The 24,859-nt window shown below is 44.3% G+C and carries 21 protein-coding genes; 14 read left to right on the top strand and 7 right to left on the bottom strand.

The features are described 5' to 3' along the window. Positions 1-21 precede the first annotated feature (21 nt). The 4 genes from D2V05_RS17640 to D2V05_RS17625 all read right to left on the bottom strand — a co-directional run bounded on the left by D2V05_RS17640 (position 22) and on the right by D2V05_RS17625 (position 3,765). Positions 22-387: a diacylglycerol kinase family protein gene (locus D2V05_RS17640; protein WP_119648838.1), complete on the bottom strand. Its 366-nt coding sequence runs from the start codon at positions 385-387 to the stop codon at positions 22-24. Continuing rightward, the gene (gene tpx / locus D2V05_RS17635; protein WP_119648837.1) at positions 380-886 is read right to left on the bottom strand and encodes a thiol peroxidase; all 507 of its coding nucleotides are present in this window, start codon (positions 884-886) and stop codon (positions 380-382) included. Before tpx ends, D2V05_RS17640 begins: the two co-directional genes overlap by 8 nt. Before the next feature lie 100 nt (positions 887-986). Further along, on the bottom strand, positions 987-2,474 hold the full coding sequence (gene nhaC, locus D2V05_RS17630; RefSeq protein ID WP_119648836.1) for a Na+/H+ antiporter NhaC: 1,488 nt from the start codon (positions 2,472-2,474) through the stop codon (positions 987-989). A 70-nt stretch (positions 2,475-2,544) separates the two neighbouring features. Beyond that, entirely contained in the window at positions 2,545-3,765 is a 1,221-nt protein-coding gene (locus D2V05_RS17625; RefSeq protein ID WP_119648835.1) for an aminotransferase class I/II-fold pyridoxal phosphate-dependent enzyme, read from the bottom strand. A gap of 150 nt (positions 3,766-3,915) precedes the next feature. Between D2V05_RS17625 and D2V05_RS17620 the strand changes: the two genes are divergently transcribed. Next, positions 3,916-4,374, top strand: coding sequence for an Lrp/AsnC family transcriptional regulator (locus tag D2V05_RS17620; RefSeq protein WP_119649372.1), 459 nt, complete (start codon positions 3,916-3,918; stop codon positions 4,372-4,374). Positions 4,375-4,517: 143 nt separating this feature from the next. Further along, on the top strand, positions 4,518-5,921 hold the full coding sequence (lpdA, locus tag D2V05_RS17615) for a dihydrolipoyl dehydrogenase (protein ID WP_119648834.1): 1,404 nt from the start codon (positions 4,518-4,520) through the stop codon (positions 5,919-5,921). Positions 5,922-5,985: 64 nt separating this feature from the next. On the opposite strand, the gene D2V05_RS17610 is transcribed toward lpdA, so the two are convergent. After that, a complete protein-coding gene (locus tag D2V05_RS17610; protein WP_119649370.1) occupies positions 5,986-7,182 on the bottom strand; it encodes a heparan-alpha-glucosaminide N-acetyltransferase domain-containing protein in 1,197 nt (398 codons plus the stop codon). A 130-nt stretch (positions 7,183-7,312) separates the two neighbouring features. On the opposite strand from D2V05_RS17610, the gene D2V05_RS17605 reads away from it, so the two are divergent. The 6 genes from D2V05_RS17605 to D2V05_RS17580 all read left to right on the top strand — a co-directional run bounded on the left by D2V05_RS17605 (position 7,313) and on the right by D2V05_RS17580 (position 16,564). Beyond that, positions 7,313-7,846, top strand: coding sequence for an NADPH-dependent FMN reductase (locus D2V05_RS17605; protein ID WP_119648833.1), 534 nt, complete (start codon positions 7,313-7,315; stop codon positions 7,844-7,846). Positions 7,847-7,852: 6 nt separating this feature from the next. Then, positions 7,853-9,139, top strand: coding sequence for an anthranilate synthase component I family protein (locus tag D2V05_RS17600; protein WP_119648832.1), 1,287 nt, complete (start codon positions 7,853-7,855; stop codon positions 9,137-9,139). A gap of 22 nt (positions 9,140-9,161) precedes the next feature. Continuing rightward, the gene (gene tilS, locus D2V05_RS17595) at positions 9,162-10,469 is read left to right on the top strand and encodes a tRNA lysidine(34) synthetase TilS (RefSeq protein WP_119648831.1); all 1,308 of its coding nucleotides are present in this window, start codon (positions 9,162-9,164) and stop codon (positions 10,467-10,469) included. Next, the gene (locus tag D2V05_RS17590) at positions 10,466-12,445 is read left to right on the top strand and encodes a protein-disulfide reductase DsbD family protein (protein ID WP_119648830.1); all 1,980 of its coding nucleotides are present in this window, start codon (positions 10,466-10,468) and stop codon (positions 12,443-12,445) included. The genes tilS and D2V05_RS17590 overlap by 4 nt, the downstream gene beginning before the upstream one ends. A 69-nt stretch (positions 12,446-12,514) precedes the next feature. After that, complete coding sequence (locus D2V05_RS17585; protein WP_119648829.1) at positions 12,515-14,908, top strand: penicillin acylase family protein; 2,394 nt, start codon at positions 12,515-12,517, stop codon at positions 14,906-14,908. 120 nt (positions 14,909-15,028) lie between these two features. Further along, complete coding sequence (locus D2V05_RS17580) at positions 15,029-16,564, top strand: YifB family Mg chelatase-like AAA ATPase (protein WP_119648828.1); 1,536 nt, start codon at positions 15,029-15,031, stop codon at positions 16,562-16,564. 4 nt (positions 16,565-16,568) lie between these two features. Here the strand turns inward: D2V05_RS17580 and D2V05_RS17575 are convergent, their stop codons facing one another. After that, positions 16,569-17,996, bottom strand: coding sequence for a M20 family peptidase (locus D2V05_RS17575; protein WP_119648827.1), 1,428 nt, complete (start codon positions 17,994-17,996; stop codon positions 16,569-16,571). Between the two features lie 275 nt (positions 17,997-18,271). Between D2V05_RS17575 and D2V05_RS17570 the strand changes: the two genes are divergently transcribed. Beyond that, the gene (locus D2V05_RS17570; protein ID WP_119648826.1) at positions 18,272-18,682 is read left to right on the top strand and encodes a hypothetical protein; all 411 of its coding nucleotides are present in this window, start codon (positions 18,272-18,274) and stop codon (positions 18,680-18,682) included. Here D2V05_RS17570 and D2V05_RS17565 read toward each other — a convergent pair. Continuing rightward, on the bottom strand, positions 18,679-19,122 hold the full coding sequence (locus D2V05_RS17565; RefSeq protein ID WP_119648825.1) for a hypothetical protein: 444 nt from the start codon (positions 19,120-19,122) through the stop codon (positions 18,679-18,681). The genes D2V05_RS17570 and D2V05_RS17565 overlap by 4 nt on opposite strands. Positions 19,123-19,303: 181 nt before the next feature. Between D2V05_RS17565 and D2V05_RS17560 the strand changes: the two genes are divergently transcribed. From D2V05_RS17560 to ilvD, 5 genes are all read left to right on the top strand, one after another. After that, the gene (locus tag D2V05_RS17560) at positions 19,304-20,500 is read left to right on the top strand and encodes an Nramp family divalent metal transporter (protein ID WP_119648824.1); all 1,197 of its coding nucleotides are present in this window, start codon (positions 19,304-19,306) and stop codon (positions 20,498-20,500) included. Beyond that, positions 20,501-21,244: a 5-oxoprolinase subunit PxpA gene (gene pxpA / locus D2V05_RS17555; RefSeq protein WP_119648823.1), complete on the top strand. Its 744-nt coding sequence runs from the start codon at positions 20,501-20,503 to the stop codon at positions 21,242-21,244. Then, the gene (gene pxpB / locus D2V05_RS17550; RefSeq protein ID WP_119648822.1) at positions 21,241-21,975 is read left to right on the top strand and encodes a 5-oxoprolinase subunit PxpB; all 735 of its coding nucleotides are present in this window, start codon (positions 21,241-21,243) and stop codon (positions 21,973-21,975) included. The genes pxpA and pxpB overlap by 4 nt, the downstream gene beginning before the upstream one ends. Then, positions 21,968-22,807 carry a 5-oxoprolinase subunit C family protein gene (locus D2V05_RS17545; protein WP_119648821.1) on the top strand — a complete coding sequence of 280 codons (840 nt, stop codon included), beginning with the start codon at positions 21,968-21,970 and terminating at the stop codon, positions 22,805-22,807. Before pxpB ends, D2V05_RS17545 begins: the two co-directional genes overlap by 8 nt. 353 nt (positions 22,808-23,160) lie before the next feature. Beyond that, the gene (gene ilvD, locus D2V05_RS17535; RefSeq protein WP_119648819.1) at positions 23,161-24,837 is read left to right on the top strand and encodes a dihydroxy-acid dehydratase; all 1,677 of its coding nucleotides are present in this window, start codon (positions 23,161-23,163) and stop codon (positions 24,835-24,837) included. Positions 24,838-24,859: the final 22 nt, after the last annotated feature.

Raw genomic sequence — 24,859 nt, 5'->3', positions numbered from 1 at the left:
TACAATTGTCCTTGGATGATGCTACATGAATTTGGGTACATAAATGATGAGCCCAATGATGCTTGCAATGATGGACACTATCATAACGGCCCCGGCAGAAATATCTTTTATAAATCCGATTTTAGGGTCTTTTTCGGGTTGAATGTAGTCGGATACCTTTTCAATGGCCGTGTTCAATGCTTCAATGCCCATGACCATACCAATGGCGAGCAACTGGAGTATCCATTCCGTATTTGAAATCTTAAAATAGAACCCTGCGACCGTCATAATAATGGCAATACAGAACTGGATCTGTATGCTACTTTCGGTACGCAACAGCAGGAACATGCCCTTTAGGGCATATCCCACACCGCGAATTCTATTCATAAAGAGAGATTCCTTAGGCATTCTTCAGTACGTCGAGCGCTGCTTGGTAATTGGGTTCGTCCGCAGTTTCGGCCACTTGTTCCGTATATACCACTTTTCCATTTTTGTCCAGCACCACTACGCAGCGGGACAGCAAATTTTTGAAGGCACTATCGGAAAATGTCAAACCGTAATCGTTGCCGAATTTCCCTGTTTTGAAATCCGATAACATGACCACATTTTCAATCCCTTCGGCACCACAAAATCTTTTTTGTGCAAAGGGAAGGTCTTTGGAAATACAAAGCACCTTGGTGTTTTCCAATTCGGACGCATCCTTGTTGAAATGACGAACCGATTGGGCACAAGTTCCCGTATCAACACTCGGGAAAATGTTCAAAACCAGTTTTTGTCCTTTAAAATCCGCTAGGGAAGCTTCGGATAGGTCTAATTTTGTCAAAGTGAAATCAGGTGCTATTGAACCAATTTCAGGGAGATTCCCAAGAGTACTGGCGGGACTTCCGCCCAATGTGATTGAAGCCATTATAAAAGATTTTTATTTTGGTGTGAAGGTAAAAAGATTAATGCTGAAAGGGGCAACCCCTTCCCATGATTTTAGAAAAAATTAAAGAATGGAAGCCTTGTTACGAACCGCTGGTCGTAAGCTGCTTGATCTTTATTTTGAAAGCTGCGAACAACAAGGTCATGATGGGGCTCAACCAATTGAAGACGGCAAAAATGCCATATTCGGCAACGCTGACACCCAAAACCCCACTGTGATAAGCGCCACAAGTGTTCCAGGGCACCAAAACCGATGTCACGGTACCGGAATCCTCCAAAGAACGGCTAAGGTTTTCCGGTGCCAATCCACGCTCTTTATACGCTTTGGAGAACATTTTACCAGGCACCACGATGGCCAGATATTGGTCGGATGCCGTAACATTGAGGGCCAAACAGCTTCCAACGGTGCTAGCAAAGAGTCCAAAAGTGGTCTTGGCCATTTTCAACAGGGATTCGGTGATACGCTCCAAAGCTCCTATACCGTCCATGATGCCTCCAAAAACCATGGCGCAGACAATGAGCCAAATGGTCCCCAGCATTCCTGACATGCCTCCTGAAGAGAACAGATCGTTCAATGCGGGATCGTCCGTGGCAATATTGGTATCAACGGTGATGGCATTCAAAATGCCTTTATAAGCGGCTTCAAAAGTCAATTGGGTGCCACCACCAATCTGTGCCACAATACCCGGTTGAAAAATGAGAGCAAAAAGTCCACCCAAGAGTGTGCCGATCAATAGGGCCATCAAAGGAGGAGCCTTTTTCACAATCAAGATGATTACGGCGATAGGTACCAAAAACAACCATCCATTAATGTTGAAGGTTTTGCTGATGTTCGTCAAAATGGAACCGGTATCCGCAACCCCAGAAGTATCAATGGTAAAGCCCATGATGATGAAGAACACCAAGGTAATGATGATGGTAGGGGTAGTGGTCAAGGTCATATAGCGAATGTGGGAGAACAAATCCCCTCCGGCCATGGCAGGGGCCAAATTGGTGGTGTCGCTCAAAGGAGACATCTTGTCTCCAAAATAAGCTCCGGAAAGCACGGCTCCAGCCGTCATTCCTAAAGGAATGCCCAAGGCATCCCCAATACCCACCAGGGCAATACCCACAGTGGCAGATGTGGTCCAGCTACTTCCTGTGGCCACCGAAATGATGGAGCAAATGATCACACAAGCCGCTAAAAATATGGTTGGGTTCAATATCTGCAGACCGTAATAGATCATGGCAGGGATAATACCGCTCACCAACCAAGTTCCGGAAAGTGCTCCAACCATGAGAAGGATAAGCAAGGCTCCCGTGGTGGACCGCACATTTTCGGCGACTTCATCGATCATTTGTTGATAGGAAACCTTGTTAAAGAAACCGACAATGGCAGCTACTGCACCTCCCATCAATAGGATAAACTGATTGGAGCCACTCAGGGCATCATCTCCAAAGACAAAAACGTTGTAAGCCAACATGCCCACCAAGGCAAATACAGGGATGAGCGCTTCGGTGATGCTTAGATTCTTGTTCTCAACAATATGTTCGTCTTCCCTAAAATGTGGTTTTTCCTCTGGATTAGCCATGTGGTCTGAGTTTGTTAAGAGGTAATATTACAACTTTGCCTCTTGTTCTGCAAACGGGAACGCAATACCATCACACCAAAGCCGAAACAGGTGAAAGGATTCCCAAAGTTTCCATACAGTGGCGCATGGATAGATAGGTTTTGTGAATATCATTATCTAATCCGATGGAAAAACGGATAAGTCCTTGGGAAAGACCCAATTGCTTTTGTTCCTCTTCGGGGATTTCGGAAGAGGTAGAGGTTCCCGAAGCGCTAAATAAGGTTTTGTAGAAGCCCAAACTCACTGCCAGGTACCCCAGTTTTTCTTTTTGCATGAGTTCCATCAAGGCATTGGCTTGGTCCAACGAACCAACATCCAACGTCAACATACCGCCAAAGCCATATTCTGGATTCATCTGTTTTTTCATCAATTCGTGGCCGGGATGACTTTCCAAGCCGGGATACACCACTTTTAAACCATCTTTTTCAAATTGCTCTGCTAGATAATGGGCATTTTCACTGTGTTTTTTGATGCGGATGTGCAGCGTACGCATATTTTTTAGGATGGATGCCGCCCGAAGACTGTCCAAGGTACTTCCAAACAACATACCTGCACCGTTGTTCACATCTTTTAGACCAAGACAAAAATCCTTGGTGCCACAAACGGCCCCCGCTACACAGTCGCTGCTTCCATTGATGAACTTGGTAAGACTGTGCACCACAATATCCGCACCCAACTGAGCCGCTCCAATGTTCAGAGGTGAAAAGGTATTGTCTACCACTAAAGGAATATCATGCTTTTTGGCAATTTTGGACAGGGAAGCAATATCGGCCACCTCCAACAACGGATTGCTGATGGCTTCACAATAGATCATTTTGGTTTTTGGGGTGATGGCTCTGGTGACAGCGTCCAAATCCGTAATGTCCAAAAATGAGGTGGTTATGTTGAACTTTTTCAAGAAATTCTTCAAGAAGGCATAAGTGCCCCCGTATATGGTTCTGCTGCATACAATATGGTCGCCACTATCACACAATTGCATGATCACGGCGCTGATGGCACCCATACCACTAGCAAACACATTGGCAGACTCGGTGCCTTCCAATTGGGCCATGGCCTCTCCCAAATATAGATTGGAAGGGGAGGAATGCCTGCTGTACAGGTAACAACCTTCTGTATTTCCCTCAAAGGTGTCGAACATCGTCTTCGCTGTTAGGAAGGTATAGGTTGATGAATCTGATATGGAAGGGTTTACTCCTCCAAATTCACCAAAATATTGAAGGTCTTGAATGCGTTCTGCAGCTTTATAGTCCATGATATACGATTTTTTGTAAATCTATTCAGATATAGATTAAAAGTCAATTATTAATCCTATTTATAGGAAATAGAACTAATATTTTATTAATAATAGAATATTGTTCTAATTTTGATGTTATATATTGGTTTCAATAGAAAAATCTTCACCATGGAATTGGATGCTTTGGACAAACAATTGGTTGCGCTTCTTCAGGAAGACTGTAAAAAGACCACCAAACAATATGCGGATGCGCTGCAATTATCCAAAACCGCGGTATACGAGCGCATTCGTCGTTTGGAGCGGACCGGTGTCATTACCGGTTATGTTGCATTGTTGAACAAGTCCAAGGTCAATCGGGACTTTACCGTAATGTGTCACATCCGTCTGGTGCAGCATACCAAGGAGAATGTTTTACGTTTTGAACGGGAGATCTTAAAGCTGGAAGAAGTGTCGGAATGTTTCCATGTCGGTGGTGATTACGACTATATTCTGAAAATCAACGTGGAGGACATGAAGAGTTATCGCGAGTTCATGATCACCAAACTTACGGCCATCAACAATATTGGTAATACCCAGAGTTCCTTTGTGATCAATGAAGTGAAGAACAGTCCTTCCGTCCATATTTAACAGGGGACATTGGATTTGTCATATCTTCGAAATTGATGTATTTCAGAATCAATTGATGGGACGATCCCGAAAAACATTCGTATTTTTACAACTGTTTTTTATGAACAGATCAGTTACAAAAATATCCTTACAAATCATTCAATATGAATCAATATGATGTAGCTATCATCGGCTCCGGACCTGGAGGCTATGTAGCGGCCATTCGATGTGCCCAATTGGGAATGAAAACTGCCATAATCGAAAAATACGCCACCTTGGGCGGAACCTGTCTCAACGTGGGTTGTATTCCATCCAAAGCCCTTTTGGACTCATCCCATCATTATGAGGATGCTGTAAAACACTTTGAGGAGCACGGTATCGATATTCCTGGCGAGATCAAGGTGAATTTGGCGCAAATGATTGCCCGCAAGCAGAGTGTAGTGGACCAGACCATCAAGGGTATCGATTTTTTGATGGACAAGAACAAAATCGATGTATATCATGGCGTTGGTAGCTTTAAGGATGCCACGCACATAAACATAGCCAAAGAGGATGGCCAAGAAACCATTGAGGCGAAGCACATCATCATTGCCACAGGATCCAAGCCATCTACCCTTCCTTTTATCAAAATTGATAAGGAAAGGGTAATCACTTCTACGGAAGCTTTAAAACTAAAAGAAGTTCCCAAGCACTTGATTGTAATCGGGGGCGGTGTCATTGGTCTGGAATTGGGCCAGGTGTACAAGCGTCTTGGTGCCGAAGTCACTGTGGTTGAATACATGGACCGCATCATTCCGGGAATGGACGGAGCCCTTTCCAAGGAACTTACCAAGGTGATGAAGAAGCAAAAGGTACAGTTCAACCTTTCGCACAAAGTGAAATCCGTAGAACGTAAAGGGGATGAGGTCGTCGTAAAAGCTGATGATAAAAAAGGCAATGAAGTGACCATGACCGGAGATTATTGCTTGGTTTGCGTGGGAAGAAGACCTTACACGGATGGATTGAACCTTGAAGCGGCCGGTGTAAAAATGGACGACAGGGGTAGAGTGGAAGTGAACGCTCACTTGCAGACCAACGTTTCCAACATTTACGCTATTGGTGACGTAATCAAAGGAGCGATGTTGGCTCATAAAGCGGAAGAAGAAGGAACATTGGTGGCTGAATTATTGGCGGGCCAAAAACCACATATCGATTATAACTTGATTCCCGGAGTGGTCTATACATGGCCAGAGGTTGCGGCTGTAGGCAAGACCGAAGAGCAATTGAAGGAAGAAGGTGTGGAGTACAAAGTGGGTCAATTCCCGATGCGTGCCTTGGGTAGATCCCGGGCCAGTATGGATTTGGATGGCTTCGTGAAAATTTTGGCAGACAAAAAGACCGATGAAGTATTGGGAGTCCACATGATCGGTGCTCGTTGTGCGGATTTGATCACTGAAGGTGTTACCGCCATGGAGTTTAGGGCTTCAGCCGAGGATATTTCCCGAATGAGCCATGCCCACCCAACGTTTGCAGAAGCTGTAAAAGAAGCAGCATTGGCAGCAACGGATGATAGGGCGTTGCATATCTAAGATTTAAAAGAAATGAAATAATACGAAGCATTCAGTTTTCGGACTGGATGCTTTTTTGTGGAATCTATCCGCGGACGGTACGCAAAAACCTTCTCAACACAAGCCTTCCCCTTATGGAAAGTTCGCGGATAACGGGGACGGAAGCTTCCTTGAAATCCATGAGTTGGGATACTGCAGTGGCAAACCCCAAACTGATCTGGGATTTGATGCGTTCTTCGTATTGGTTGTATTTCAAGGCTAAAAAAGTGCAGGCAACCATGAAGGCCAAGGCCCCTGGAATGGCCACTTGTGGGGTTAAGGAGTGGTTGAAGAATCGGTATAGTCCCAATCCTGTAAAACTTCCATACAGGATGATAAAGTGGATCACGTAGATGGAAAGTGTACTGGCACCAATATTTAAAACGGTTTTGTTGGTCATGAATTGGCGAAGCACCATAAACACGGCAAATACCAAGAACACGTTCCCTAAACGGATGAAGAGATAATTGTTGGCCAAAATCATTTTAAACAGTTCCAATCCTGTTGCATCATACAGTCCATCGAACATTCTGGAGGATTGATAGATCAACAGATAGCCAACTGTTAGGGCAATGGAAATAGCGGCAGGGAACAAATATTTGGATTCCCTGTACTTGGTGAACAAAACCGAAATAAAAGCTCCCAAGGCCGTATACCCAAACCAAGGAATGATGGTGAACACCGATCCGTTGGCTTTGGTGAAATAGTTGGCAATCAAATCGGGCAAGAACGAGAACGTCCATTGTTTATAGACGGGCTCGAAAAGAAAAAGCAATAGGGTAATCCCTATCAGTACCGACGGAAAAACATATTTTCTTTTGTTGATAGTGAGCAAATATACGCCAATGACGCCCAATATGGAAAGGCCTATACAGTGAAGTACATCAACCAGATAAAAGGAATTGTACAATTGCCCTTTAAACAAACCAAAAAGGTTCAATCGGAGCAAATACCCAATAAGCAACAATTGCAATCCACGGCGCACACCTTTGGCAACCCTGGGATTGTCCATGCCTTTTTGGGGTACCCTGATGAGCAAAAAAGTAAAAATAAAACCGGAAACCGTAAAGAAGACCGGAGCGGTTATTCCCCTGAAATAGAGCCAAATATTGTATACGGGATTTGTAGTATCCCTAAAAATAGGGTCAAGAAGTCCATCGATGAAATGCCCTTGCAGCATCATCAAAATGGCCCATGCGCGCATGGCATCAATAAAAAATAACCTGTTGTTCTTGGCTGTCATTCGGTCAACTGTTACCCTATATACTTGTTTAGCAGTAGGTTTGGATGCTTCGCGGGTCAAAAATATGCAAAATACTCGCTTCTGATCCGCAATTGGGGTATTTTAGCGAAACAATCAACGATTTTCGGGTATGGCTGCAATATTGGCATTAGCTGGAAGCAATTCTTCCACTTCTATTAATTTTAGATTGGTAAAACTTACCGTTTCCTTGGTGCAAGAACGTGAGGTTCAGGTGTTAAACATGGCCAATTACCCTTTTCCCATGTTCAGTGAGGACTTGGAAAAGGAAAAAGGATACTCCAATGCATTGGTGGAATTGAAAAACGATATCCAAAAAAGTAAAGGCCTGATTCTGTCCGTCAATGAACACAATGGGAATCCCTCGGCCTATTTTAAAAATGTATTGGATTGGCTGTCTCGCTTGGATCGTAATTTTTTGGAAGGCACCAAGGTTTTACTCATGTCCACCTCCGGAGGAAAAAGAGGGGCCAAAGGTTCACTGACCGTGATTGAAAATCTATTGCCACGTTTTGGCGGGGAAGTGATTACGACTTTTTCACTGCCTTCTTTTTATGAGAATTTTTCAGATGATGGCATTTTGGATGCCACTTTAAAATCTGAACACCAAGCTGCCTTGGAGACTTTTTTGGAATCCTTAAAATAGCTCGCCTTGCGGACCCATCGCACTTTTCAGGTCAAATCTATTTCAGGGACCAAGAATGCTTTGGCGCAATGGTCCAAACCCTTCGAGCAAGTGGTTTGGCTGGATAGCAATGGGCATCGGGATCAATATTCCTCTTTTGAAGCCTGTCTGGCCATAGGGGAGGAGCGAAAGTGTACGACATTTGACTTGGTCAGTTCTTATCTGGACACAACCAAGGATTGGCTATTTGGTTATTTTTCCTATGACCTGAAGAATGAATTGGAGGATTTGGCCTCTGAAAATATGGATGGACTTGGTTTTCCGCTGCTATATTTTTTCCAACCCAAAAAAATCATCATTTTGAAGGATGATGAATTCCATTTTAAATACTTGGACGATTACAGCAATGAAATCGAATCCGATTTTGAGCAAATTGTTGCTTTAACCGACATGGACCAGTCTTCGAAACCCGATGGCCCGCCTGTGAAGATTAAAATGCGCATTCACAAAGATGCCTATTTTGAAAAAGCGAACCGGTTTTTGGAGCACATCCACAGAGGGGATATTTACGAGGCCAATTTTTGTCAAGAATTTTATGCGGAAAATATTACCATCGACCCCATATCGGTCTATCAAAAACTCAATGCTGTCTCCGAGCCGCCGTTCGCAGTTTTCATGAAATTGCAAGAACGGTATTTGATGTGCGCCTCCCCGGAACGTTATCTCAAAAAAATGGGACAGAAGGTCGTTTCCCAACCCATAAAGGGAACGGCCCCACGTGGAAAGACCAAAATAGAAGACCTGAAACTTAAAAATGACTTGGCGCTGGATGAAAAAGAAAGGGCGGAAAACATCATGATTGCCGATTTGGTCCGTAATGATCTCTCCAAAAGTGCCATAAAGGGAAGTGTTGAGGTGGAAGAACTCTGCAAAGTATACGCTTACAAACAAGTACATCAAATGATCTCAACCATTGTTTCAATGGTTTTCGAGGGTAAAAACCCAGTGGAATTGATCCAGGAAACCTTTCCGATGGGCAGTATGACAGGGGCACCAAAGATATCCGCCATGCAGATCATCGAAAATTTGGAAGAGACAAAGCGCGGGCTCTACAGTGGGGCAGTAGGCTATTTTGCTCCCAATGGTGATTTTGATTTCAACGTGGTCATCCGAAGTATTTTGTACAATGAAGCGAACAAATATGTTTCCTTTTCCGTGGGCAGCGCCATCACTTCAAAATCGGAACCTGAAAAGGAATACCAAGAATGTTTGTTGAAAGCCAAGGCCATGCGCAAAGTATTGGAAAAAGGCTGAGGTTTATTCGTAATTTTGCGACATGTTGTCCAAATTCAAAAACCACATCGATGCCAAGCTCCCTTTCCTAAAAGGAAAAAAACTGTTGTTGGCCTGTAGTGGCGGGGTGGACAGTGTGGTGTTGGCACATTTGTGCAAGTCAGCAGGTTTGGACATTGCGTTGGTCCATTGCAATTTTAAATTGCGTGGGGCCGATAGCGATGGGGATGAGGCTTTTGTGCGAAACTTGGCTGAGACATTGGATGTTGAGGTGCTGGTGAAAGCATTCAACACTTTGGAATATGTAAAGGATCATCGGGGGTCGATGCAGATGGCGGCCAGGGAGTTGCGTTATCAATGGTTTAACGACCTTTTGAAGGAAAAGGACTTTGCTTATTTAATGACGGCCCATCATCTGGATGATGACTTGGAGACCTTCCTCATCAATCTTTCCCGGGGTACCGGTTTGGAAGGACTATTGGGGATTCCGGAACAGAATGACAAGATCATTCGGCCTTTGTTGATTTTCACTCGAGAAGAGATTGCTGCCTATGCTGAAGAACAAAACATTCAATGGCGGGAAGATAGCAGTAATTCGGAATCCAAATACCTTCGGAATAAAATCAGGCATGGGATTGTTCCCAAGTTGAAGGAATTGCACCCAACCTTTGTGCAGAATTTTATCCAGACCCAATCGTATCTGCATCAGACCAGTGACTTGGCCAACAATCATCTGGAGGAGGTCAAGACCAGATTGTTCCAAAAAGTTGATGGTGCGATCAAGGTCAATGTAGCCGATTTACAAAAGTTACAGCCCTTGCAAGCCTATCTCTACGGTTTGTTCCATGGGTTCGGCTTTTCCGATTGGGAAGCGGTCCATGGACTATTGACCTCCATGAGCGGCAAGGAAGTGTTTTCCAAAACCCATAGATTAGTCAAAAATCGTGATTGTTTGATTCTTTCCGAATTAAAAACTAGGGTAAATGACCATTTCCCTGTCTTTGATAAGGACACCATGCTCGAACAGCCCATTAAATTGACCATGGATAATGTTGAAAGGATGGAAAAACCCTTAAGCAACACTATATTTTTGGATAAGGAAAAGTTAAACTTCCCTTTAGTGTTAAGAAATTGGGAGAAAGGCGACTATTTTTATCCCTTCGGGATGAAAGACAAGAAAAAGTTGTCCAAGTTTTTCAAGGATGAGAAGATAGATGTCGTTTCCAAGGAAAAGCAATGGTTGTTGTGCTCGGACGATGAAATTGTTTGGGTAGTGGGCAAAAGGGCCGATGAACGATTCAGGGTTGATGATTCCACCCGACAAATAGTAAAGATTACATGGATTTCATGAGAGTATTGAAAGTTTTTTTAGGTTTATTCTTCATCAATCTAACCCTGTTTGCACAAACGGATGCCAATCCCGCAGTTTGGAGCCATGAAGTACACAAATTATCGGACACAGAATACGAATTGGTCTTTAAAGGCAAGATCATGGACGGGTGGCATGTATATTCCCAATTTACCGCCGAAGGTGGTTCCTTGCCTAGCGAATTCACCTTTGAAAAAGCGGGTGAGGACTACGAATTGATCGGTTCCACCACCGAAAGTGAAACCATCAAGGAATATAGTGATGTGTTTGAAGTGGAGGAGACTTTCTTTAAAAAAGAGGCCATCTTCACCCAAAAAATAAAGCTCATCAAACCCGATGTGAGGCAAATTTCCGTCAATTTGTTTTATCAGATCTGCAAGGAAGTCTGTATTCCAAAAGACGAGGTTTTTGAGATTTCGTTGGATGGAAGTGCCTTTGTGGGCGACACCAAAACCTTGGATGACCGAAGTGTGGCCCTTGGGGAATCACTTAAACTGGATTTGAAGAACAAGGAACTGCTCAATCAGGGTGGTTTGGTGGATTCTGAAGGCAAATCCAACCTTTGGATGATTTTTGGGCTCGGCTTTTTGGGAGGCTTGATAGCCTTATTGACCCCTTGTGTATTCCCGATGATCCCATTGACCGTATCGTTTTTCACCAAACAGTCGCAGAACAAATCCAAGGGAATCGGTAATGCGGTTTTGTATGGTTTTTTTATCGTTTTGATTTATTTCTTGTTGAGTTTGCCCTTTCACCTCTTCAATTCGGTGGACTCGCAGATTTTGAACACCATTGCCACCAACATTTGGCTCAACGTGCTCTTCTTTGTCATTTTTGTGTTCTTTGCCTTTTCATTCTTTGGGTATTACGAACTCACCCTGCCAAGTTCCTGGGCCAATAAGATGGATTCCGCTTCTTCCAAGGTAGGAGGGGGATTGGGCATCTTTTTTATGGCGTTGACCTTGGCCATTGTTTCATTTTCCTGCACGGGTCCCATTTTGGGGGGACTTTTGGGCAGTACTACCTTGGCCGAAGGTAATGTGGCCACCAACTTGACCATGGGTATGGTCGGTTTCGGGTTGGCCTTGGCCTTGCCTTTTGCACTGTTTGCCATGTTCCCGGCCTGGTTACACTCCTTGCCAAAATCAGGCGGTTGGATGACCACCGTGAAAGTGGTGTTGGGCTTTTTGGAACTGGCCTTGGCCTTCAAATTTTTGTCCAATGCGGATTTGGTAGGCAATTGGGGCGTCTTCAAAAGGGAGATCTTTATTGGGGTTTGGGTAGTGTTGTTTATTTTGATGACCCTTTATCTGTTTGGGGTGTTCCGCTTCCCACATGATGGCCCTAGGAAAAACCTTTCACCTGCAAGAAAGATGGTGGGGCTATTAAGCTTTGCCTTCTCCGTCTATTTGATTCTTGGGCTGTTCCATGTCACCGATTTGAAATTGTTGAGCGGATTCCCGCCACCAAGTTTTTACAGCGTGGTGGAAACCGAGAGCGATTGCCCGTTGGGATTGGATTGTTTCAAGGATTTTGAGGAGGGAGTGGCCTATGCCAAAGAGGTGAACAAGCCCATTCTACTCGATTTTACTGGTTGGGCCTGCGTCAATTGCAGAAAGATGGAAGAGAATGTTTGGAGCGATGCCAGTGTGTATCCCATCCTTAAGGATGAATATGTATTGATCTCTCTTTATGTAGATGATAGAAAGGAGCTTCCCGAAGGGGAAAAATTTGATTTCAAGTTCGATTCCGGACGAATCAAATCCATTGAGAACATTGGGCAAAAATGGGGTACTTTCCAGACGGTAAATTTCAACGCTGCATCACAACCTTATTACGTGTTGATGACCCCGGATCTGGAAATCCTGAACGATGCGGTGCAATACGTGGATGTGGAAACCTATCAAAAATGGTTGAAATCCGGTTTGGAAAAGCATCAACTCTCCATGAACAAATAATGAATATTTTTCACGGGAGTTGGAAATTAGTTATACCTTAGAGTGACTAATTGACGTAACCACAACTTCGTGAAAAAGATTAAAAAAGTACTTCTGATCCTTGCGGGACTACTTCTGCTTTTGGTGATTGCCATTGCCATTTTTATTAATTCCCTTAAACCTGATTATAGCGGCAAAAAAACACTGGACGGCCTTCAAAGTGAGGTCAATGTGTATTTCGATACTTATGGAATCCCCCATATTTATGCGGAAAATGAAGTAGATGCGCTAAAGGCATTGGGTTATGTGCATGCACAGGATCGTCTTTGGCAAATGGAACTGTTGCGAAGGGTGGCCAAGGGTAGGATTGCAGAGGTTTTTGGTAAGGATTTTATCAAGACAGATAAGTTCTTCCTTTCCATGGGTATCGATGACCAATCTGCACAAACGGTTGCCAACTTGGACAAGAATAGTGAGACAGCAATAATGGCCCAAGCCTATCTGGATGGCATCAACGACTTTATCAAAAATGGCCCGACCCCTATAGAATTTTATCTGACAGGTATTGATAAGGAACCTTTTTCCATAGAAGATGTATACAATGCCGTGGGATATATGGCCTTTAGCTTTGCGATGGCCCACAAAACCGACCCTTTGCTCACCAGTATGCGGGATAAGTTGGGGGACGAATATATGAAAGACCTTGCCATCGATTCTGACACTTCAACCGTGTGGATAAAAAATTATCATGGGATAAAGACCGATTCCTTGGGAACCGATATCACAGCAAGTGTTACGGAAGCATTGGAGAATCTGCCTGTTCCTCTTTTTGAAGGAAGCAACAGTTGGGTAGTGTCCCCCGAGAAGACCAAGAATGGTAAGGTTATTTTTGCCAACGACCCGCACATTGGGTTTGCCCAACCTTCGGTTTGGTATGAAGCCCATGTGGTTACCCCAACCTACGAAAAATACGGCTATCATTTGGCAGGGGTTCCCTTTCCTTTGTTGGGCCACGATAGAAATCTGGCCTATGGGTTGACTATGTTCGAGAACGATGATATTGATTTCTACTACGAAGAGGCCAATCCAGCTGACTCCACACAATATAAGACGGTAGAAGGTTGGAAGCCATTCGAATATATCACTAAGACCATCAAGGTAAAAGATGGGGAAGATGTCTCCTTTACCTTTAAAAAAACGCAACATGGGCCTATCATGAACGATATTGCCGACCAAATTTCAGGGGAACGGCCCATTGGCATGTCGTGGATCTATACCAAGCCCAAGAACGAAGTCTTGGATGCCTTGTACGGGTTGAGCCATGCCACCAATTTGGAGGAATTCCAGAGTGCCCTTCCCAAGATCCATGCTCCCGGGCTCAATGTAATGTACGGTGATGCCAAAGGCAATGTGGGTTGGTGGGCCACCGCCAAATTATACCAGATGGCGGACAGCGTTTCCACTAAATTTATTTTGGATGGAACTTCGGGCAAGGACGAACCCATACGCTACCTCGACTTTTCAGAAAACCCGAGTGCCGTGAATCCGCCTTGGCATTATGTCTATTCTGCGAACAACCAACCTGATTCCATCGCAGGGATGTTATATCCTGGTTATTATTTGCCAGAGAACAGGGCCAAAAGGATTGTACAGTTGTTGGATGCCAAAGATGATTGGGACAAGGAATCGTTTTCCGAAATGATATTGGACGTTACCTCACCCGTAAATACCGATTTGGTAACTGAGCTTATTAAGCTATTCGATGTATCCCATTTGTCCACGGAACAATTAGTTCTGGTCGATTCCCTTAAAAATTGGAATGGGGAGTACACTTTGAACAGTACAAGTCCTACATTGTTTCATCGCTGTGAGTATTTCATGGTAAAAAATACGATGGAGGACGAATTGGGCACCGAGATGTTCAACGAGTTTTTGGGCACCCACCTTTTTAAACGGCAGATTGCTTGGGGGGCCAAAATGGAAAGCGGAAAATGGTGGGACAATGTGAACACTAAAGATGTCGTGGAAACCCGAAAGGATATCGTTATGAAGTCCTTTGCGGATGCTTGGCAATCTTTGGTGAAAGATTTGGGACCAGACCCGAGCCAATGGACCTGGGACAAGGTACATACCTTGGAACACCAGCATCCCTTCGGAAAAGTGGAATCCTTACGGAAATATTTCAATGTAGGGCCATTTCCTGTGGAAGGCACCCGCGAAGTCATCAACAACCTCTCCTTTCCGTATGATAGTACAGGCTATTACAAAGTCAGTTCTGGGCCATCCACACGCCGAATTGTGGATTTTTCCGATGTAGAAAACAGCATCAGTATTTTGCCCACGGGCCAATCGGGAAATCCTTTCAGCAAGCATTACAAAGATCAAGCTGAAATGTATGTGCAGGGCAAGTTCCGAAAGATGATGATGAACAAACAGGAAATTCAGGAAACTGCGGAATCGGTGCTTACCTTTACCAAAAAGTAACCCCTCCACAAATTCGGAAAGCACCTGTGTCAATCCAAAATGGGGCATTCGTCAATCTGCCCTCTCTTGCCAATTTGTAAAAGTTAATTTTTGGGGACACAATCTTCAAGAATTTTCTGAATGCTTATAAAAGTATATGGCAGTGCCGTTTTTGGCATTGAGGCGACCACTATTGTGGTAGAGGTCAACATAGATAAAGGGGTAGGGTATCATCTGGTTGGACTTCCCGACAACGCCATCAAAGAGAGTAATTTCCGCATAGCGGCGGCCCTGCAGAACAATGGGTATCGCATTCCCGGTAAAAAGATTACCATCAACATGGCACCAGCCGATTTGAGGAAAGAAGGTTCTGCTTATGACCTAACCTTGGCCTTGGGCATATTGGCCGCTTCGGAACAGATAAAATCTGAGGACATCCACAACTATCTGATTATGGGAGAACTTTCCCTAGATGGCAGTTTGCAACCGATTAAGGGAGCTTTGCCCATTGCCATTAAAGCAAAGCATGAAGGATTCAAAGGATTTATTCTTCCAAAGGAAAATGCCAATGAAGCTGCCATTGTGGATGGATTGCAAGTGTATGGCGTGGAAAACATCAAAGAAGTCATTGCCTTTTTTGATCAAGGTATTCCCTTGGAAGAAACCATCGTGAATACGCGCCAAGAATTTTATGATCACTTGGATTTACCCGAATTCGATTTTGCCGATGTAAAGGGGCAGGAAAGTATTAAACGCTGTATGGAGATTGCGGCGGCCGGAGGTCACAATATCATTTTGATAGGTCCACCAGGGGCGGGAAAGACCATGCTGGCCAAACGATTGCCTTCCATTTTACCTCCCATGACCTTACATGAAGCTTTGGAAACCACCAAAATCCATAGTGTGGTGGGCAAGGTAAAGAACAAGGGCCTGATGAGCCAAAGACCGTTCAGGAGTCCGCACCATACGATCAGTAGTGCTGCCTTGGTAGGAGGGGGCGGCTATCCGCAACCTGGTGAGATTTCCCTGTCGCACAATGGCGTATTGTTTTTGGATGAACTCCCCGAATTTGAACGTAGGGTTCTGGAGGTGATGCGCCAACCCATGGAAGACCGGGAGGTGACCATTGCAAGGGCGCAATATACGGTGACCTATCCGAGTAGCTTTATGTTAGTGGCCAGTATGAATCCCAGTCCGGGAGGGTATTTCAATGATCCTGATGCCCCGGTCACTTCTTCACCGGCCGAGATGCAACGATATTTGGGCAAGATATCCGGGCCTTTATTGGATCGTATCGACATCCATATTGAAGTGACCCCGGTTCCTTTTGAAAAACTATCCGATGATAGGAAAGGGGAAAGCAGTGTGGCAATTCGAAAGCGGGTAGAGGCGGCACGGGATGTTCAAACCTTAAGGTTTGAAGACATCAAGGACTTGCATTACAATGCCCAGATGAATACCAAGCACATCCGGGAATTCTGTAAACTGGATGCATCCTCAAAGGCGCTTTTAAAAAGTGCCATGCAACGCTTGAACCTATCCGCAAGGGCCTATGATCGAATATTAAAGGTGGCCCGAACCATTGCCGATCTGGAAGGTCAGGAGCATCTAAATGAAAACCATATCTCCGAAGCCATCCAATACCGGAGCTTGGATAGGGAAGGTTGGTTGGGTTAAAGGATCAATTGAATTTTTTGATCATTTGATATGAAAACTCGACCATCTCCCTGTAATTTTCCTTGCTGATTTTTTCATCAATGCCATGAAAACGGGAGAAACTTTCCGGACTGATGCGGATGGGATAAAAACGGTACACATCGTCAGAAACCCCATAAAAATAACGGGCATCGGTACCACCGCCGATCAAACCGGGCACTACTACCACATCTGGAAATACGGAACGAATGGTTTTTTCCAACGTTTTGAACGCTTCGGAATCTATTCCTGACACGGGTGAGGGATCTACGGCAAATCCCGCCAGTTCCACCTTTACTTTGTCCCCAACGGTTTTCTCAATATGTTCCTTCACGGAAGCTATGGTTTCCCCGGGCAATATTCTAAAATTGATGGTGGCCTTGCCCACCGTCGGGATCACATTGTCCTTTACGCCTCCTTCCACAATGGTGGGGGCCGTTGTGGTATGCGCATTCAAAGCCTTTAGGACCGGTCCTTTAAAAAGCCAGGGATTGGCAAACGCCATTTTTTTGAAAAAAGGCATTTCGGCTCCCATATATTCAAATTGGTAATCAATGGGCTTGACCAGTTTATAAGGCAGTTGATTGTTCTCCAAATCCACGATGGCCTGTGCCAACATCCCCAAAGTGTTGTCCTTTGGAGGGGAGGAACTGTGACCACCCTTGGTTTCCACGATCAGGTTAAAGGAAGCATACCCTTTTTCCGCCAAATTCAACATGGCGATGGTCTTATCGAACCCAGGGACCATGTTCTCGGCCAAAAGTCCACCTTCGTCCAAGGTCATCGCTGCATGGATACCTTTTTCTTTGAGATAAGCGGCAACCTTTTGTGCCCCGTTTCCTCCTCCAAGTTCTTCATCATGACCAAAAGCCAAGTAAATGGTTTGGGTAGGGGTGAAAGACTCTTTTAGCAACGTTTCAATGGATTCCATCAAGGCCATCAAGGAACTTTTATCATCCAAAGTGCCCCTGCCAATGATATGGGTATCGGTTATCTTCCCGGCAAATGGTGGGGCCTCCCAATCGGAAAGGGTTGGCTGGTCCACTGGAACTACATCTTGGTGGGACATGAGGATGATGGGCTTTTTTGATATATCCGAACCTTCCCATTTATAGAGCAAGCTGTATTCGCTGATTTTTTCTAATGTAAGTTTTTCATGGATTAATGGATAGGTCTCCTGCAAAAACCCGTGGAAACCATTGAATGCAGTGGAATCGGGAATGGCATCTTCACTATAAGAAATGGTTTCGAACTGCACAGCTTTGGAGAGGTGCTGGTAAGCATTTGCAGGGAAATCCATTTTTTGCAAGGGGTCAGGTGCGACTTGTTTGGAGGTAAGGGAAAGGGTGTTAAAAGTTAAGACGGCGGCCAATACGATGATAAGGCTTAAGAGCACGAAAAGGAATTTTTTCATTCTTGAGGTGGTTTAGTTGGTTTCAAATTGAAAAGTGTGTCGAATTCTCCTGAAGATGATACACTTGGCGACAAATTAGATAAAAAAGTCAAACGGAAGCCCATATCTAGGTTTGTTTTTGAAACCCCCAAAATTTTAAGGCTTTCCTGTTCAAATTGGTAATTGAAACCCCTTTAAGGCTTACAAGTGTAAAAAATACGTTAAATAATTACACTGATCTGGTATTGAGATTGTTATGATATACATTTGCCGCTCTTTTTTGAAATTTTATTGGAATGCAATGTGTGGAATTGAACCCAGTGGGCAACTTTGACCCATGGGAACAGGAGAAGATCGATGAGTTGCTGCATCAAGAAATAACAGAGTCTTTAAGCGACAGACTGGTGTTTGAGAATGAAAGTGTTAAACTATGGGATCTATATCTCGCACCTGGTGAGCGGATTCCTTTTAGAAGACACAATACCAACTATGGTTGGGTATGCCCAACAGGAGGTTTGGTGATAACTCGCTATGGGAACGGGAAAATTGATATGTTCAAACTGAATCCAGGCGATACCGAATATTTTGAAAACAGGGGCAAAGACTATGTTAACGATTTGGAAAACATAGGGGAAGACCCGGTTAGTATCAGTATTTTGGAGTATAAGGAGACCAAAAAGAACAATAAGGTGGAGTTTTGCAACTAAATGGCCTTGATGTTCGCTTTGAGTCCTGAGATGATGCCCAATATATTCTGAACGGTTTCCTCTAAATAGTATTTGATGGCCAAATGGGGGATCCGGATCGTGGTGAACCCATTTTTAAACGAATGCATGGCATCTTCCAGATCGCTGATGGCCTGTTCATGGGTGATCATGTTATAGTCCTTGTCGATTTCAATATTGAGCTTTACGCGGGAAATGGCAATGTCTACTGAGCGCTTGCCGTCCCACCATTCCAACATGGGATGGGCTCCGGCTTCCTTCAAGGCGTAAAAGAGGTGGATGGCCTCCAATGGAGTGTTGTTATCTAGAATTACTTTTTTAATGAGCCGTGAATGACGGTCGCACAAGTGGATTCCCAAAGACTCCATAGAAGTCTTGTACTGATGGGAATCAATACTCTTTTCACAATCCTTACATGTCATAAGTATTTGCCAAGTTTAAGGTCAAAGTTCGATTTGGGACTATTATAACTTCGCCATTTTTAAAATCGTATAAAATGTAGATATAAAATACCCCACTTTTAGACGAAATGCATTTTTTTGGATGAAATACATGGTTTGTCCTAATATCCTGTTAAATTCAACCCCCTAAACCAACCCATTTATGTTGAAAAAAATAGGACCTGGAGTATTGGTCGCGGCTGCCTTTGTTGGACCGGGAACTATAACCATGTGTACGTTGGCCGGAGCACGATTCGGATACGCCCTGATCTGGGCCCTGTTGATATCCATTATTGCTACGATTGTACTACAGGGAATGGCCGGTAGAATCGGCTTGGTGACCCAAAAAGGCTTGGTCGATGTGGTCCGAGAGCAATTACAGACGCCATGGGTCCGTAATGTGGTCCTTGCCGTAGTATTGGGGGCCATTTTGATAGGTAATGCGGCATATGAAGGAGGGAACATTGGAGGGGCCACCTTGGGTCTGGAACAGATTTTCCCCAACCCCCAAATGAGGCCTTTTTTTCCTGCCCTGATTGGTATTGCCATTTTCTGCTTGCTGTGGTTCAGCAATTATAAAGTATTGGAAAGAATTTTTGTGGGCTTGGTTGCTTTAATGGGAGTGAGCTTCATCATTTGTTCTTTGATGACCAAACCTTCCCTATCCGGTATTTTAGAAGGGATGTTTGTGCCAACATTGCCTAAAGATAGCCTGTTGACTGTGGTGGCCTTGGTGGGCACTACGGTGGTACCCTATAACTTGTTCTTGCATGCATCCTTAGTGCGTGAAAAATGGAAGTCACAAAGTGATCTGAAAGTCGTGAAATGGGACACTATCATTTCTATTGCCTTAGGTGGATTGGTGTCCATGGCCATTTTGATCACCGCTTCCGCCGCCCCAATTTCCGACATGAACAATGCCATGGATATGGCTAAAGGGTTGGAGCCCCTTTTCGGTAAAATGGCACTCTATTTTATGGCCATCGGGCTTTTGGCGGCTGGAGTGACCTCTGCCATTACGGCTCCATTGGCAGCCGCTTATGTGGCCAGTAGCTGCTTTGGTTGGGGAGGAGGTATGCAGGATAAAAGGTTCAAATCCACTTGGGCATTTGTTTTACTCTGTGGGGTGATTTTTTTGTCTTTTGACATCAAACCCATCCAAGTGATTCAGTTTGCCCAGGTAGCCAATGGTGTTTTGTTGCCTGTTATGGCACTTTTGTTATTGTGGGTAGTGAACAAAAAATCGGTTATGGGAGAAAACAGAAACACCCTTTTACAGAATGTTTTGGGGATGGCCATAGTGGCCTTTGCCATTTTCTTGGGGGCGAAAAGTATCTTAAAAGTCATGGGAACCCTATAGATGAAAAAATTTGCGATAGATATCAATTGTGATGTAGGGGAAGGCATTGGCAACGAGGCCCGGATTTTCCCCTTCATCAGTTCATGCAATATAGCTTGTGGTGGCCATGCCGGAAACGAGGAATCGATGTCTGAGGTGGTGGATTTAGCTCTTGAACATGGTGTAAAGATAGGAGCACATCCATCATATCCCGATAAAGAGAATTTTGGTAGGGAAGTCATGGATATTCCAAATGAGGTGCTGATACAAAGTATCAGAAATCAGCTCCAAACATTCGAAGGCGTTCTGGACCGAAAAAAAGCCATCCTTCACCATATAAAGGCACATGGGGCATTGTACAATCAAACTGCGAAAGATGGGGAGTTGGCAAAAACGTATTTGGAAGCTATTTCTGCATATAGGCAAAATGCAATTCTGTATGTGCCATTTGATTCCTTGGTTGCCAACAAGGCTAAGGAAATGGGTTTCAAGATATGGTATGAGGCTTTTGCCGATAGAAATTATAATGAAGACCTAAGTCTTGTGTCCAGAAAAAATAAAGATGCATTGATTCAAGAGCCGAAAGAAGTTCTCCTTCATATGCTACCCGTTATAAAAGATGCAAAAGTAAAGACGGTTTCCGGCAAATTCCATAAAATTGAGGCGAACACCCTTTGCGTGCATGGCGATACCGCTTCGGCATTGGAAATATTAATGTATCTTTCACGGGAATTACCCAAACATCAGGTGCAAATACAAAAGTGAAAAGTTACCCCATCAGCATCAAACCCTTTGGAGAACGAGCCGTTTTAGTAGAATGGCCCAGTGAGGTAAAAGAGTCCATCTTAGCCGATATCCTTGATTTTATGGAAGCCTTCAAGGCACTCAAAATTCTAGGTTGGGAAATGTCCGTAGCCTATAATTCCTTGACCATGGTCTATAATAACGACCATCTGGACTTTGAGGAAACCCAAAAAATGATCATGGACTGCCATGCCGAACAGGCCAAAAGCACCTCGAGTAGGGTGCAACACCTCTGGACCATCCCGGTTTGTTACGACCTGGAATTTGGAATAGACATACAAGAAGTTTCCAAAACTTTGAACCTGTCCGTTGAGGAACTCATCCAACAACACACGTCCCACCAATATGTGGTATATGGCATAGGTTTTTTACCCGGGTTTATGTATTTGGGAGGTCTTCCAAAGTCTCTGGAAATCCCCAGACGATCGGAACCACGTTTGCAAGTTGCCAAGGGCTCGGTTGGTTTGGCAGGGAAACAAACGGGCATTTATCCCCAGGAATCCCCAGGGGGGTGGAATATCATCGGCAACTGCCCCGTTCCTTTGTTCAACCCCAGTTTAAAGGAACCTTGTTTTGTAAAAGTGGGGGACAAGATCCAATTCCATAAAATATCCAAAGCCGAATACGAACTCCATAAAATAGAGGCCGAAGTAGGTATTTATAAACCCGAAAAAGTGGCGCTACATGCTTAAGGTGCTCAAATCAGGATTTTTTGCGACCATTCAAGACCTTGGCAGGTATGGTTATCGTGACATAGGTGTGCCCGTTTCTGGGGCGATGGATGTGGATTCTGTAAAAAAGGCCAATCTTTTGTTGGGGAACGACCCCAATGCGGCGGTTATGGAAATTACCATGACAGGGCCTACCTTGCAGTTTGATGAGCCTACCTTTATCTGTCTTTCCGGAGCCCATATCTCTGCGACCTTGAACAACAAACCCATTGAAAATTATCAGGTGGTACAGGTGTCCAAAGGTGATATTTTGTCCTATGGAAAATTAGAGAACGGTTTTCGGGCGTATTTGGCCATCAAGAGCGGTTTTCAAACAGAAAAGGTCTTAGGTAGCCGTTCCCAGTTTGTGCCTGTGACCAAAACAAAAAGACTCAAGGATGGGGATGAAGTCCTATTCACCAAGAACATTTCTTTTAAACCCCTTATTTCCGAAGTAAAAATTGATGATCATTTTCTAAAGGATTATCTGGAAGTGTACAAAGGCCCGGAATTTGAACTACTGTCGGACGCCCAACTATCCGCAATATTCACCAAAACCTTCACGGTATCCAAAGAAAACAACAGAATGGCCTATCAGTTATCCGAATTGATTGAGGGCCATGCCCATTCCATGCTGACGTCTGGAACCTTGCCTGGAACCATACAATTGACGCCGGCAGGACGTTTGATCATTCTGATGAAGGATGGCCAGACCACGGGAGGCTACCCCAGGATACTGCAACTTTCCGAAGAATCCATTTGTACCTTGGCCCAAAAGAAACACGGGGATAAGTTCACCTTTAAATTACTTTAGTTGTTTTTTCTGCTGGAATCCAACATATTTTTTTGTAACATTGAAGCATGAAAAGAAATAACCTGGTCAACGGCGTGGTCATTATTATTCCAAATCTGGAATGATACAGACTTGCTATTGACAAAGAAGGGCCTGTATCCATTTAGATACAGGCCCTTTTTCTTTATAAAGAAAATAATTGAATATTGGATTTTGAATTGATGTAAATAACTGAAAAACAGAGTTTTGTATATTTTATGTTTCAAATGGATTTAAATAGGCCGAAACTGTTAAAAATCTAAGGCTTTTTAAACATCTATCTTTGATTGACTGTATAAATTCAGCGGAATTCTGTATTTGAATGAAATTTGACAATGGAACTGAACAAGTTTAGTAAAAGTGTGACCCAAGACCCAACGCTTCCAGCCGCTCAGGCTATGTTGCACGCGTTAGGGCTCAATGATGATGATCTAAAAAAACCATTTATTGGAATAGCCAGCACAGGTTATGAGGGAAACCCCTGTAACATGCACCTGAACGGATTGGCCAAGAAGGTTAAAAAGGGGGTGGAGTCTTCCAATATGGTGGGACTCATCTTCAATACCATTGGCGTGAGTGATGGAATTTCCAACGGAACCCCGGGAATGCGATATTCCTTGGCGTCCAGGGACATCATCGCCGATTCCATCGAAACCGTGATGCAGGCCATGTATTATGATGGTTTGGTGACCGTGGTGGGCTGTGATAAGAATATGCCTGGCTCCCTTATGGCCCAGCTAAGGCTCAACAGGCCTTCCATTTTGGTATACGGAGGCACCATTGCCCCTGGTTGCCATAACAATAAGAAATTGGATATCATTTCTGCCTTTGAGGCTTATGGCCAAAAAGTAGCGGGAACCATTGATGAGACCGAATTCAAGGCGGTGATTCACAAAGCATGTCCCGGTGCGGGAGCTTGCGGCGGCATGTATACGGCCAATACCATGGCTTCTGCCATTGAGGCGATGGGAATGTCATTGCCCTTTAATTCATCCATTCCTGCAGTGAATTCGGCCAAAGGTGCCGATTGCGAAGCTGCCGGGGAAGCCATTCTGAACCTACTGGAAATGGATTTGAAACCCAAGGACATTGTGACCAAAAAAGCATTGGAAAACGCTTTTAAGTTGGTGACTGTTTTGGGAGGCTCCACAAATGCTGTATTGCATTTTATGGCCATTGCCCATGCCGCGGAAGTGGATTTTACTTTGGAAGACATTACTCGTATTGGCGAATCCACTCCATTGTTGGCCGATTTAAAGCCCAGTGGAAAATATTTGATGGAAGACCTTCATAAAATTGGAGGAGTGCCAGCCGTCTTGAAATACATGTTGAAGAAAGGCATGCTCCACGGAGATTGTATGACGGTTACCGGTAGAACTCTCGCAGAAAACCTATTGGATGTTCCCGATTTGGAAGAAGGCCAGGACATTATCAAGCCTTTGGAACAGCCGATCAAGGAAACAGGGCATATCCGGATTCTGTATGGCAATTTGGCAACCGAAGGTGCCGTAGCCAAGATTACGGGCAAGGAAGGATTGAGTTTCACGGGAACTGCAAGAGTTTTCAACGGTGAAATTGAAGTGAACGAAGGTATCCATACAGGAAAGGTCAAAAAAGGTGATGTGGTGGTCATTCGGTATGAAGGACCTAAAGGTGCTCCGGGAATGCCCGAAATGTTGAAACCCACATCGGCCATCATGGGTGCCGGATTGGGTAAGGATGTTGCCCTGATTACTGATGGACGATTCTCAGGCGGATCACACGGTTTCGTGGTAGGTCACGTTTCCCCAGAAGCCCAAGTAGGTGGTGGTATCGCCTTGGTGAAAGATGGTGATGAGATTACCATCGATGCGGTGAAGAACACTATCAACATCAATATTTCTGACGAAGAATTGGAACAACGAAGAAAGGCTTGGGTGCAACCAGAATTAAAGGTGAAATCGGGCAGCTTGTACAAATATGCCAAGATGGTTTCATCGGCATCCAAAGGTTGTGTAACCGATACGTTCTAAAATAAAAAGTAAAAGGGAATTT

It is taken from the genome of Flagellimonas pelagia (assembly GCF_003584135.1).
Classification (GTDB): Bacteria; Bacteroidota; Bacteroidia; order Flavobacteriales; family Flavobacteriaceae; genus Flagellimonas; species Flagellimonas pelagia.
This window is presented reverse-complemented; position numbering and strand designations above follow the sequence as displayed.

Bases quoted from the DNA above. Each gene is read 5' to 3' on its own strand.
- ilvD (WP_119648819.1), top strand. From the start codon at position 23,161: ATGGAACTGAACAAGTTTAGTAAAAGTGTGACCCAAGACCCAACGCTT.
- D2V05_RS17560 (WP_119648824.1), top strand. From the start codon at position 19,304: ATGTTGAAAAAAATAGGACCTGGAGTATTGGTCGCGGCTGCCTTTGTT.
- D2V05_RS17580 (WP_119648828.1), top strand. From the start codon at position 15,029: ATGCTTATAAAAGTATATGGCAGTGCCGTTTTTGGCATTGAGGCGACC.
- D2V05_RS17570 (WP_119648826.1), top strand. From the start codon at position 18,272: ATGCAATGTGTGGAATTGAACCCAGTGGGCAACTTTGACCCATGGGAA.
- D2V05_RS17620 (WP_119649372.1), top strand. From the start codon at position 3,916: ATGGAATTGGATGCTTTGGACAAACAATTGGTTGCGCTTCTTCAGGAA.
- D2V05_RS17545 (WP_119648821.1), top strand. From the start codon at position 21,968: ATGCTTAAGGTGCTCAAATCAGGATTTTTTGCGACCATTCAAGACCTT.
- D2V05_RS17605 (WP_119648833.1), top strand. From the start codon at position 7,313: ATGGCTGCAATATTGGCATTAGCTGGAAGCAATTCTTCCACTTCTATT.
- pxpA (WP_119648823.1), top strand. From the start codon at position 20,501: ATGAAAAAATTTGCGATAGATATCAATTGTGATGTAGGGGAAGGCATT.
- lpdA (WP_119648834.1), top strand. From the start codon at position 4,518: ATGAATCAATATGATGTAGCTATCATCGGCTCCGGACCTGGAGGCTAT.
- D2V05_RS17590 (WP_119648830.1), top strand. From the start codon at position 10,466: ATGAGAGTATTGAAAGTTTTTTTAGGTTTATTCTTCATCAATCTAACC.
- tpx (WP_119648837.1), bottom strand. From the start codon at position 886: ATGGCTTCAATCACATTGGGCGGAAGTCCCGCCAGTACTCTTGGGAAT.
- D2V05_RS17575 (WP_119648827.1), bottom strand. From the start codon at position 17,996: ATGAAAAAATTCCTTTTCGTGCTCTTAAGCCTTATCATCGTATTGGCC.
- D2V05_RS17625 (WP_119648835.1), bottom strand. From the start codon at position 3,765: ATGGACTATAAAGCTGCAGAACGCATTCAAGACCTTCAATATTTTGGT.
- tilS (WP_119648831.1), top strand. From the start codon at position 9,162: ATGTTGTCCAAATTCAAAAACCACATCGATGCCAAGCTCCCTTTCCTA.
- D2V05_RS17640 (WP_119648838.1), bottom strand. From the start codon at position 387: ATGCCTAAGGAATCTCTCTTTATGAATAGAATTCGCGGTGTGGGATAT.
- nhaC (WP_119648836.1), bottom strand. From the start codon at position 2,474: ATGGCTAATCCAGAGGAAAAACCACATTTTAGGGAAGACGAACATATT.
- D2V05_RS17610 (WP_119649370.1), bottom strand. From the start codon at position 7,182: ATGACAGCCAAGAACAACAGGTTATTTTTTATTGATGCCATGCGCGCA.
- D2V05_RS17565 (WP_119648825.1), bottom strand. From the start codon at position 19,122: ATGACATGTAAGGATTGTGAAAAGAGTATTGATTCCCATCAGTACAAG.